The sequence below is a fragment of the Corallococcus exercitus genome, from assembly GCF_003611585.1.
GTDB lineage: Bacteria > Myxococcota > Myxococcia > Myxococcales > Myxococcaceae > Corallococcus > Corallococcus exercitus.
Map to the genome: position 1 here is coordinate 24369 of NZ_RAVW01000038.1, position 10752 is coordinate 35120.

General features: G+C 69.6%; 5 protein-coding genes. 3 read left to right on the forward strand and 2 right to left on the reverse strand.

From position 1 onward, the window contains the following. Nucleotides 1–97: 97 nt before the first annotated feature. From D7W79_RS07680 to D7W79_RS07690, 3 genes are all read left to right on the forward strand, one after another. Nucleotides 98–5071 carry a lamin tail domain-containing protein gene (locus D7W79_RS07680; protein ID WP_147441836.1) on the forward strand — a complete coding sequence of 1658 codons (4974 nt, stop codon included), beginning with the start codon at nt 98–100 and terminating at the stop codon, nt 5069–5071. Between the two features lie 151 nt (nt 5072–5222). Further along, on the forward strand, nt 5223–5642 hold the full coding sequence (locus D7W79_RS07685) for an Ig-like domain-containing protein (protein ID WP_120524685.1): 420 nt from the start codon (nt 5223–5225) through the stop codon (nt 5640–5642). A gap of 193 nt (nt 5643–5835) precedes the next feature. Then, the gene (locus D7W79_RS07690; protein ID WP_120524686.1) at nt 5836–7788 is read left to right on the forward strand and encodes a M3 family metallopeptidase; all 1953 of its coding nucleotides are present in this window, start codon (nt 5836–5838) and stop codon (nt 7786–7788) included. A 21-nt stretch (nt 7789–7809) separates the two neighbouring features. Here the strand turns inward: D7W79_RS07690 and D7W79_RS07695 are convergent, their stop codons facing one another. Both D7W79_RS07695 and D7W79_RS07700 read right to left on the reverse strand, forming a co-directional pair. Further along, nucleotides 7810–8280, reverse strand: a complete 471-nt coding sequence (locus D7W79_RS07695; protein ID WP_120524687.1) for a YybH family protein — start codon at nt 8278–8280, stop codon at nt 7810–7812. 10 nt (nt 8281–8290) lie between these two features. Beyond that, on the reverse strand, nt 8291–10752 hold a 2462-nt coding region (locus tag D7W79_RS07700; protein WP_147441837.1), incomplete at its 5' end, for a glycogen/starch/alpha-glucan phosphorylase.

The window sequence follows — 10752 nt, forward strand, 5'->3', positions numbered from 1 at the left end:
TGCTTAGCGGGGGCCGGGGAATGTCTGCTAGAAGGCAATGCAACCCCGCGTGAAGCATTCGCTGCCGCGCGGGGCTGCTCGCTGGACGGAGACATCCATGTCCCCACGGATTGCTGTGCTCGCCCGCTGTCTGGGGTTGAGCGTGCTGTGTCTGGGCCTGTCGCTTGGCTGCAATGATTCCGGAACCACCCCGAAGCCTCCGCCCGAGGTGGAAGCCGTGGTGGACGCGGCGGCCTCGACGGTGGCGGTGGACCGGCCCACGGGGGTGCTCGCGAACGGCCAGGACGTGGCGGTCGTCACGGTGACGGCGCTGCGCAAGGCGGACGGCTCGCGGCTGTCCGGGCGCGCGGTGACGGTGACGGTGGAGGGGGAGGGCGCCTCCGTCGTGCAGCCCGCGGAGGCCACGGACACCACCGGCACGGCTCAGGCGTGGGTGGCGTCCACGGTGCCGGGCGTGAAGACGGTGAAGGCGTCCGTGAAGGACGACACGGGCAAGATGGTGCAGCTCACCGCGACGGCCACGGTGGAGTTCGCCGCCGTCAACACCGTGAAGACGCTGGCGTTCCGCTCGGCGCTGCCGGACGGCGTGGCGGGCGAGCCGCTCAAGCTCCTGGTGGTGGAGGTGCGCGACGGCGCTGGCGCGGTGGTGACGGACAGCACGGCGGAGGTGACGCTGTCGCTGGGCTCCGGCGGCATCGTGTTCCCGGAGGGGCTGGTGACGGTGGCGGCGGTGAATGGCGTCGCGACCTTCCCGGACGTGGTGCTGAAGAAGGCGGGCGGGGGCTACCACTTCATCGCGAACGCGCCGGGCTTCGAGCCGGCCGCGAGCACCTTCTTCAAGGTGGCGCCCGGTCCGGTGGCGGCGCTGGGGGTGGACCACTCCCTGGATACCGCCACGGCGGGCGTGCCGCAGGACCAGGAGATCACGCTCGCGGACGCGTATGCCAACACGGTGACCGACTACACGGGCACGGTGACGCTGACGTCCTCGGACGCGGCCGCGACGCTGCCCTCCCACACGTTCACCACCGCGGACGCGGGCAAGTTCAAGTTCCAGGGCATCACCTTCCGCACGGCCGGGCGTCAGCTCATGACGGTCGCGGACAGCGCAGGCGCCTTCTCCTTCGAGTCTCCCGTGGTCGTGTCCGCCGCTTCGGCCTCGAAGCTGGCCTTCACGCAGCAGCCGGCCACGCCCGTTTCGACCCGCGCTTCCGTGGGGACCGTGAAGGTGACGCTCCAGGACGCCTTCGGAAACACGGCGCCGGTGACCGGGCCTTCGGTGACGCTGTCGCTGCCGGCGGGGGCCTTCGCGCTGTCGGGGACCGTGACCGCGGCGCCGGTGGACGGCGTGGCGACGTTCACGGGGGTGAGCATCGCGGGCCATGGCACCACGCACCTGGTGGCCTCCGCGCCGGGGTTGCAGAACGCGAACAGCGCGGACGTGCAGGTGGTGGACGACGTGGCGCCCGCGAAGCCGGTGCTGACGCAGACCGGGGCCACGGAGACGGGCCTCACCGTGCAGTGGACGGGTGTGGGGGATGACGGCGCGCAGGGGCAGCTGGCGTCGCAGGAACTGCGCTACTCCACGACCGCCATCACCACGGACGCGGCCTTCAACGCGGCGACGCCGGTGACCGTCGGCGCCCCGGTGCCTCCGGGCACGGTGCAGTCCGCGACCCTCTCCGGCCTCGCGGCGGGCAAGACGTACCACGTGGCGCTGAAGGCCACGGACGCGCATGGCAACTCCTCGCGGTCGGACAGCCTGGCGGTGTCCACGGCGGATCCGCAGGTGACGCAGCTGGCGTTCTCGGTGCAGCCGTCGAACGGCAACGCGGGCTCGGCGCTCGCGGCGGTGAAGGTGGCGCTGCTGGACGCGCGGGGCGACGTCGTCCCCACGGCCACCACCGTGGTGACGCTGACCCTCACCGGCCAGCCGGGCTTCACGGCGGTGCCGGTGGCGGCGGTGGATGGCGTGGCGACCTTCACCGGCCTGCGCGTGGACACGGCGGGCACGTTCACGTTCACCGCCACGGCGGGTGCGCTCACGAAGGTGAGCGAGACCTTCACGGTGGGCGCCGGTGCCGCGGCGAAGCTCGTGCTGTCGACCTTCGCGGACCCGGTCGACGCGGGCGACGAGAACGACGTGACCGTGTCCGTGACGGATGCCTTCGGCAACCTCCTCAAGGACTACGCTGGCACGGTGCACTTCACGTCCTCGGACGCGCAGGCGGTGTTGCCTCCGGACGCGGTCTTCGCGTCGGCGGACCAGGGCGCGAAGACCGTCTCCGGCCTCGTGTTCAAGACGGCGGGCACGCAGTCCCTCACCGCCACGGACACCGTCACCCCGGCCCTCACCGCGACGGTGGACGCCGACGTGCGCGCCAGCACGGCCGCGTCCTTCGAGGCCCTCGGGTACGATGGCCCCGTCGCCGCGGGTCGGTTGATAAGCCTTGAACTGGTGGCGCGTGACGCCTACGGCAACGTGGCGAAGGAGTACGCGTCCACGGTGACGTTCTCCTCCACGGACGCGCAGGCGGTGCTGCCCGGCGCCTACACGTTCACCCTGCTGGACGAGGGCCGGCACACCTTCAACGTGGAGCTGCGCACCGCCGGGGGGCAGGAGGTCGTCGCGGAGGACGTCGCGAACTCCTCGCTCCGGGCCTCGCACACCTTCAACATCGTCCCGGCGCTCCCGGTCCAGTTGACCCTCGCCTCCGCGCCCGCGACGGGCTCGGTGAGGCAGTCGCTCGCGGACATCCAGGTGGCCGTGCAGGACTCCTTCGGCAACACCGTCACCGGCGCGTCGGCGGACGTGCAGCTGGCGCTGGTGGGCGGCACCTTCGCCCAGGGCCTTCCCACGCGCACCACCGTGGATGGCGTGGCCACCTTCAGCGGCCTCAGCGTCAATGACGAGGGCACGTACCAGCTCCAGGCGAGCGCGGACGGCTTCCAGGACATCACGTCCTCGGACCTGATCATCTCCGACACGCAGGCGCCGGCCGCCGCTACGGGCTTCAGCGCGACGGCGGTGGACGGCGCCAGCATCCGGCTGGACTGGCAGGCTCCGGGTGATGACGGCGTGCTGGGCACGGCCGCGCGCTACGAGCTGCGCTACGCCACGTCCGCCATCACCGATGCCACCTTCGACTCGGCCACGCTCGTGACGGGCGTGGGCGCACCCCAGACGGCGGGCACGGCGGAGTCCTTCACCGTCACCGGCCTGACGGAGGGCACGACGTACCACTTCGCGCTGAAGACCTTCGACGGCGCGGACAACGCCAGCGCGCTGGCCACCGCGAGCACCGCCACCACCGACCCGTGCAGCGGCTACGTGTGCACGCCGCCCGCGTCCCAGTGCGCGGAGGACGGCACGTCGCTGGAGGTCTACGCGTCGGTGTGCGTGGTGCAGAACGGCGCGCCGACCTGCCAGGACGGCGAGACGACCCTCCAGGCCTGCCCTGGCGCGGACGCGGTCTGCTACGCGGGCGCGTGCACCACGGCGCCCCACCCGGGCGCGGGCGAGCTGGTCATCTCGGAGGTGATGCACTCACCGTCCGCGGGCACCACCGAGTACCTGGAGCTGACCAACACCACGTCGAAGCTGCTGGATGCCAACGGCCTGGTGGTGAACCTGGTGAACGGCGCGGGCACGTCCACGCCCATCACGGTGAACCACGGCCACGCGCTGCTGGTGCCGGCCGGGGGCCGCACGGTGCTCGCGCAGAACGCCAACTTCGCCAACAACGGCGGCGTGGCAGCGAACCACGCCTGGGGCACGGACATCTCCCTGGACAGCACCGGCTCCATCACCCTCAAGCAGGGCGCGGTGACGGTGGACAGCCTCACGTACACGAGCGCGTTCCCGCAGACGACGGGCCGAGCCATGAGCCTCGCGTCCAGCATCGTGGGGACGAAGGGCAGCGCGCAGGCCTGGTACTGGTGTGACTCCAGCGGCAGCCTGTCTGGCGGGGACCGGGGCACGCCCGGCCAAGCCAATGATGACTGCGGGCTGAACGTGGAGAAGCCGCTCAATTACTGCGCCATCCAGTACCCGAAGACGTTCCCGTCCCCTGACGGCAGCTACCCGGCGAGCATCTTCACCACCGACAGCTACGACATCTTCAGCCAGTTCTACAGCTACGACGTCACGACGCGGAACCAGAAGGGCAACGACTTCTATCCGCGCATCGAGGCGCAGTTGGGCTACGGCACGGACGCCACCAACCCGGCGGGCTGGACGTGGAAGCCGGCGGACTTCAACCCGGGCTTCACCACGCCAAGCTCGAACAACGACGAGATGAAGGCGACGCTGCAGATTCCCACGGCTGGCACGTACCGCTACGGCTTCCGCTACCGGTTCACCGACGCGGGGGAACCGTGGGTGTACTGCGATCAGAACGGCAAGACGGTCCCGCCCGCGGGCACCTACGGCTCCGTGACGGTGGTGAAGGCTCCGCTGACGAACCACGTGGTCATCAGCGAGGTCTCCACCGCGAGCGCGGCGAACACGACGGATGATTTCATTGAGATCTACAATCCGACCAACACGGACATCGACCTGACGGGCTGGAAGCTGATGTATCGCTCAGCAGGTGGTAGCTCGACGGACTACACCCTCGCGGCGACCGTGGCGACCACCACGCCTAGGAAGGTCATCAAGGCGCATGGGTATTTCCTGTTCGCGAGCAGCCGCTTCAGCACCAGCTATCCGTCCATCGCGGTGGATGCGGTCTGGAGCGGCGGTGTGGACCTGGCCCAAGGCGGGGGCAACATCCGGCTGGGAGACCCGACTTCAACGCTGGTTCCCACTACCACCACAGGGGTCGCGGACACGCTGTCCTACGGAACAGGCCGCACCCTTCCGGAAGGCTCGCCGGCTCCAGTGCAGCCCTCCACCAGCGGCAGCATCGAGCGCAAGGCCGTGTCGACCTCCACCTCCACGACCCTGGGGCTTGGGGGCGCGGATGCCTCGCGGGGCAACGCCTATGACTCAGACAACAACTCGGTGGATTTCGTGACCCGTACGAACAGGGAGCCGCAGAACGCCTCAAGCCCGCTCGAGTTCTACTGACGCTCCTGTCTCACCCCCGTAGTCCCAGGAAGGCCGCCTCCGGCACTCACGCCGGGGCGGCCTTCCGCCGTTCCTGGCGCATCCATGCCCATGACAGACTCCGCCCGCCGCATGCCCACTCCGGGCGCGGGCTGTCTGGGAAGGAATACCCATGTCTTCGCGTCGCGCACTGTCCCGGTGTCTGGTGGTGGGGCTGCTGGCCCTGGGATTCCCGGTGGGCTGTGGAGAGGACCCGGAGGCTCCCTCCACCCTGGTGGCCCCGTCGCAATGCTCGGTGGAGCTCTCCCCGAGCACGGAGCCGTTGATGGCGAATGGTCAGGACACCCTGGTCGTCACGGTCACGCTGCGCAACGAGGACGCCACGCCGCTGTCCGGACGCGCCGTCAACGTGCAGGTGGGCTCCGGCGAGGGCTTCACCCTCTTGCAGGAAAAGAGCCTCACGGACAACCAGGGCCGCAACCGCGTGGAGGTGCGGGCCACCACACCGGGCACCAAGACGCTGTCCGTGTCGGCAAACGAGCTGAATGGAGTGCGGGTCTACCTCAACGAGGTGACGATCGAGTTCCGGTGACCTCCTCCCCCCGTGCCGGCGGGGGAGGACTGCCGGAGGCCCGCCCGTCCGCCGCCCGACGGACGGGGCAGGGGAGGGCGTCCACTGCCCGGCAACCGCTTGCCCCGGGCCACACGGATGCTGCCAGGGCGTGCGGGGCGCATTAGCTTTGGGCCCTTCGCCGCACACCCACGGCTTGAGAGGAGCCCTTCCCGTGTCCGAGCCCCTGGTCCCCGACGCCGCCCGCCATGTCACCTGCCCGCCGGAGGAGTTCCGCCGCGCGAGCGAGGAGGCCCTGGCCAAGGCCCGCGACGGCATCGCGCGCCTGAAGACGCTGCCCGCCTCCACGCCTCCCAGGGAGGTGCTGGAGCTGTTCGACGAGTCCTCCGCCGCGCTCGATGACGCCGCCGCGCGCGCCAGCGTCGTGCGCCACACGCACCCGGAGGCCGCCCTGCGCGAGGCCGCGGAGAACGCCGAGCAGGCCATCGAGAACCTGGCCAACGACATCCGCATGGACCGGGGCGTCTACGACGTCCTGGCGCGCGTGGACCTGTCCCAGCAGGACGCCGCCACGCGCAAGTGGATGGAGAAGGTGCTGCGCGACTTCCGCCGCGCCGGCGTGGACCGCGACGACGCCACCCGCGCGAAGGTGAAGGCGCTCCAGGAGGAGCTGGTCCGCATTGGCCAGGAGTTCAGCCGCAACATCAGCCAGGACACCCGCAAGGTGGCCCTGCCCCCGGCCGCGCTGGACGGCCTGCCGCAGGACTACGTGCGCGCGCACGCCCCCGGCGAGGACGGCCAGGTGCGCATCTCCACGGACTACCCGGACCTGGTGCCCTTCCTCACCTACGCGCGCGACGGCAAGGCCCGCGAGGAGCTCTGGCGCGCCAACCGCCAGCGCGGCTACCCCGCCAACGTGGACGTGCTCCAGAAGCTGGTCCAGAAGCGCCACGAACTGGCCACGCTCCTGGGCTACCCGCACTGGGCCGCCTACGCCACCGAGGACAAGATGGTGCGCACCGCGGACGCCGCGAGCACCTTCATCCGGAAGATCGCCGACGCGTCGGAAGAGCGCATGAAGCGCGACTACGCGGTGCTCCTGGAGCGCAAGCGCAAGGACGACCCGAAGGCCGACAAGGTGAACCCGTGGGACTCCGGCTACCTGGATGACCGCGTGAAGGCGGAGCAGTACGCCTTCGACTCGCAGACGGTGCGCCCCTACTTCGAATACACGCGCGTGAAGCAGGGCGTGCTGGAGCTCACCGCGCGCCTCTTCGGCGTCACCTACAAGCCGGTGAAGGACGTGCCCGTATGGCACCCGGACGTGGAGGCCTACGACGTCTATGAAGGCCAGACGCTCAAGGGCCGCTTCTTCCTGGACATGCACCCGCGCGCGGACAAGTACAAGCACGCGGCCCAGTTCACGCTGACCAGCGGCAAGGCGGGGCGGCGGCTTCCGGAAGGCGCGCTCATCTGCAACTTCCCCAAGCCCGGAACAGAGCCCGCGCTCATGCAGCACGGCGACGTGGAGACGTTCTTCCACGAGTTCGGCCACCTCTTGCACCACATCTTCGGCGGCCACACGCAGTGGGCGGGCCTGTCCGGCGTGCGCACGGAGTGGGACTTCGTGGAGGCCCCGTCGCAGATGCTGGAGGAGTGGGCGCGCGACGTGACGTGCCTCCAGACCTTCGCGAAGCACTACCAGACGGGCGAAGCGCTGCCCGCGGAGCTGGTGGAGCGCATGCTCGCCGCGGACGAGTTCGGCAAGGGCCTCTTCGTGCGCCAGCAGATGTTCTACGCGGCGCTCAGCCTGGAGCTGTACCGGCGCGACCCGAAGAACCTGGACGCCACCGCGCTCGTGCGCGAGCTGCAGGGCCAGTACATCCCCTTCCCGTACCTGGAGGGCACGTACTTCCACCTCACCTTCGGGCACCTGGACGGGTACTCGTCCAACTACTACACGTACATGTGGTCGCTCGTCATCGCGAAGGACCTCTTCACGGTGTTCCAGACGAAGGGCCTGCTCAACCCGGAGCCCGCGCAGGCCTACCGCCGCGCGGTGCTGGAGCCGGGCGGTTCCGACGACGCCGCCCGACTGGTGCACCAGTTCCTCGGCCGCGACTACGACTTCCGCGCCTACGAGGCCTGGCTCAACAAGGCCGCGTAGGCCCCGGCGCGGGCCGGAGCCTCACGCCCGCCCGCGCCGCACCTTCGGGAGCCCCGCCTGCGCGTAGGTCCGCTTCTCGCGCAGGCGGCCGTTCTCCCAGTGCAGCACGTCCAGCCCGTACCAGCCGAAGTCCCGGCCATACAGCAGCCGGTACAGCCAGGGCTTGAGCGCGCCCGGGCCGGACAGGTCGTGCTGGCACCGCCAGCGCAGCACCACCTTGCCCGCGGGGACGTCCACCACCATGTCCTCGGTGAGGAAGCGGATGCGCCCGAAGTCGCCCCGGAACTGCGGGGCGAAGGCGGCGCGGATGGCCTCCAGCCCCCGGCAGTGGACGCCGTCATACGTCTCGTAGACGGCGTCCGGGTGGAACCAGCCCATCACCGCGTCCAGGTCGTCGCGGTTGAACGCGTCGGTGAAGTCCAGCACCCACCGCTCCAATTGCTCGCGGCTGGCGGGGGCACTGTCCGCGGACGGTGAGGGGCCGGTGCTCATGGCGCGTGCGTCACTCCACGTCCGTCCGCTGCACCTTCCAGATCTCCTCCGCGTACTGCTTGATGGTGCGGTCGGAGGAGAAGATGCCCGCGCGGGCGACGTTGATGATGCACTTCTTCGTCCAGGACTCCTGATCCCTGTAGGCGCGCGCCACGTCCTCCTGCTTCGCCGCGTAGGACGCGAAGTCCGCCAGCACGAGGTAGCGGTCCTCGTTGAGCAGGCTGTCCACCAGCGGCTGGAAGAGGTTGCGGTCCTCCGGGGAGAAGAAGCCGGAGCGGATGAGGTCCAACGCCTCGCGCAGCTCCGTGTTGGCCTCGTACACCTCGCGCGGCCGGTAGCCGGCCTTCTTGCGCGCGATGACCTCATCCGCCGTGAGCCCGAAGAGGAAGAAGTTCTCGTCGCCCACCGCGTCCCGGATTTCGACGTTGGCGCCGTCCAGCGTGCCCAGCGTCAGCGCGCCGTTGAGCATCAGCTTCATGTTGCCCGTGCCGGAGGCCTCCCAGCCCGCCGTGGAGATCTGCTCGGACACGTCCGCCGCGGGGATGATGCGCTCCGCCAGGCTCACGCGGTAGTTGGGCAGGAACACCACCTGCAACCCCGTGGCGCCCGCGTCGCTGTTGACCACCTCCGCGATGCCGTTGATGAGCCGGATGGTCAGCTTCGCCAGGTGGTAGCCCGGCGCCGCTTTCGCGCCGAAGAGGAACGCGCGCGGCGTGATGACGCTCGCCGGGTCGCGCCGCGCCTTCATCCACAGCGCCACGATGTGGACGGCGTCCAGCAGCTGCCGCTTGTACTCGTGCAGGCGCTTGATCTGCACGTCGAAGATGGCGTCCGGGTTGAGCTGCACCCAGCGCAGGTCGCGCACGTGCTGGGCCAGCTCCTCCTTGTTGGCGCGCTTCACCTCGCGGAAGGCCTTGCGGAACTCCGGGTCCTCCGCGAACGGCTCCAGCTTCTGCAGCTGGTCCAGGTCCGTGGCCCAGCCCTCGCCGATGCGGCTGGTGATGAGCTTGGACAGGCGCGGGTTGCACCACGCCAGCCACCGGCGAGGCGTCACGCCGTTGGTCTTGTTGTTGAAGCGCTCCGGGTACATCTGCGCGAAGTCCGGCAGCACGTCCCGGCGCAGGAGGTCCGTGTGCAGCGCGGCCACGCCGTTGATGCTGTGGCTGCCCACGACGGCCAGGTGGGCCATGCGGATCTTCTTCTCCGGGCCCTCCTCCACCAGGCTCATCCGCTGCTGCTTCTCCACGTCGAACGGGTAGCGGATCTGCACCTGGCGCATGAAGCGCTGGTTGATCTCGAAGATGATTTCGAGGTGACGGGGCAAGAGGCGCTCGAACAGCGACACCGGCCAGCGCTCCATGGCCTCCGCCAGGAGCGTGTGGTTGGTGTAGCCGAACGTCTCCTGGGTGATGGACCAGGCCTCGTCCCAGAGCAGGCGCTTCTCGTCCACCAGCACGCGCATCAGCTCCGCCACACCAATGGCCGGGTGCGTGTCGTTGAGCTGGATGGCGCACTTCCGGCTGAAGTCACGGAAGTCGTTGTGGTTCTTCAGGTAGCGCCGGACGATGTCCGCGATGGAGCACGCCACGAAGAAATACTGCTGCTTGAGGCGCAGCTCCTTGCCCGCCTGGAACGCGTCGTTGGGGTAGAGGACCTTGGAGATGACCTCCGAGTCGTTCTTCTCCACCACCGACCGCTCGTAGTCGCCCGCGTTGAACAGCAGCAGGTCGAACTCGGCGCTCGCGCGCGCCTGCCACAGCCGCAGCGTGTTGACGGTGTTGTTGCCGTAGCCCGCGATGGGTGTGTCGTACGGCACGCCAATCACGGTCTTGCCGCCCACCCAGCGCGCCACGGGCCGGCCATCCGGACCCTGGTGGTGCTCCACGCGCCCGAAGAAGCGCACCGGCACCGCCTTCTCCGGCCGGACGATCTCCCACGGGTTGCCGAACTTCAGCCACTCGTCCGCGCGCTCCACCTGGTGTCCCTCCACCAGGTCCTGGGAGAAGATGCCGAACTCGTAGCGGATGCCGTAGCCCATGCCCGGGTAGCCCAGGGTGGCCAGCGAATCCAGGAAGCACGCCGCCAGCCGGCCCAGGCCGCCGTTGCCCAGGCCCGCGTCCGGCTCCATCTCCAAGAGCTGCGTCAGGTCCACGCCGACTTCCTGCATGGCGGCGGCCGCGGCGTCGTACATGTTGAGGTTGAGCAGGTTGTTGCCCAGCGCCCGACCCAACAGGTACTCCGCGGAGAGGTAATAGGCGCGCTTGACGTCCTGCTCGTAGTAGGTGCGCGCCGTCTTCACCCAGCGGTCCGTGAGGCGGTCGCGGACGGCCAGGGACAGGGCCATGAAACGGTCATGCGGAGTGGCCGTCTCCGGGTTCTTGCCGCGCGAATACCGCACGTGTTCGAAGAAGCCGCGACGGACGCTGGCCGCGTCGAGCCCGGTGCGGCCGCTGTCTTCGGGAGTTCCCGAGG